The sequence below is a fragment of the Achromobacter sp. Marseille-Q0513 genome (assembly GCF_018195695.1).
Lineage (GTDB): Bacteria > Pseudomonadota > Gammaproteobacteria > Burkholderiales > Burkholderiaceae_B > Achromobacter.
Genome location: NZ_JAGTJY010000036.1, coordinates 29,296 through 30,513, shown reverse-complemented (window position 1 = coordinate 30,513; position 1,218 = coordinate 29,296). Strand labels below are relative to the sequence as shown.

Annotated in this window: 1 protein-coding gene; it reads right to left on the bottom strand. The window is 69.9% G+C overall.

Annotated features, from left to right (window positions below):
- On the bottom strand, positions 1 to 1,164 hold a 1,164-nt coding region (purH, locus tag KDH83_RS10395), incomplete at its 3' end, for a bifunctional phosphoribosylaminoimidazolecarboxamide formyltransferase/IMP cyclohydrolase (RefSeq protein WP_249205003.1).
- Positions 1,165 to 1,218: the final 54 nt, after the last annotated feature.

Here is a 1,218-nt window from a genome sequence, read left to right as displayed (position 1 = left end):
CACCAGCCAGCCGCCGCCCACGCGCTTGACGTCGAAGGCGTTCTGGCCGGCGCCCATCGGCACTTCCAGCACGCGCACGTTCTTCTTGGCGGCCAGGATGGCCAGCGCCGCGCCGTCATAGGCCGGCGCCAGCAGCACTTCCAGGAACTGCGCGCTGACGGCTTCGGCCGTGGCGGCGTCGACCGGGCGGTTGAAGGCGATGATGCCGCCGAAGGCCGAGGTCGGATCGGTCTTGAACGCCTGCTGGTAGGCGCCCAGCGTGTTGGCCGCGACGGCCACGCCGCAGGGGTTGGCGTGCTTGACGATGACGCAGGCGGGCGCCTCGAAGCTGCGCGCGCATTCCCAGGCCGCGTCGGCGTCGGCGATGTTGTTGTACGACAGTTCCTTGCCCTGCAGCTGGCGGTAGTTGCCCAGCAGGCCGGCCGGACGCTGCGGATCGACGTAGAAGGCCGCCGTCTGGTGCGGGTTCTCGCCGTAGCGCAGGGCCTGTTGCTGCCTGACCTGCAGCGTCAGCGTGCCGGGCCATTCGTTGCGGGCCGGGGCGGCGTCCTGCTTGGGCTCGGCTTCGGCCAGGCTGCTCAGGTAGGCGGCGATGGCGCCGTCATAGGCGGCGGTGTGGGCGTAGACCTTGCCGGCCAGCTCCAGGCGCAGGCCGTAGGAGGTGTTGCCGCCCTTGTCCATTTCGCCCAGCACGCGCGAGTAGTCCACCGGGTCGATGACCACGGTCACGCCGCCGGCTTCGGTGCCGTGGTTCTTGGCGGCGGCGCGCAGCATGGCCGGGCCGCCGATGTCGATGTTCTCGACCGCGTCGGCGAAGGTGCAGCCGGGCTTGGCGACCGTTTCGCGGAACGGGTAGAGGTTGACCACCAGCATGTCGATGCGGTCGATGCCCGCCGCCTTGATGGTGTCCATGTGCTCGGCGCTGTCGCGGCGCGCCAGCAGGCCGCCGTGGATCTTCGGATGCAGCGTCTTGACGCGGCCGTCCAGGATCTCGGGCGAACCGGTGTGGGCGGCGACTTCGGTGACGTTCAGGCCGGATTCGGCCAGCAGCTTGGCGGTGCCGCCGGTCGAGAGCAGGCGCACGCCGCGCGCGGCCAGGGCGCGGGCAAATTCAACGATGCCGGTCTTGTCGGACACCGAAAGCAGGGCGGTTTCGATTTTCATGGTGAGGGCGGAGTGGGGCGCGGGCGCCTTTCTCGTTCGGGTACTGGTTGGGAA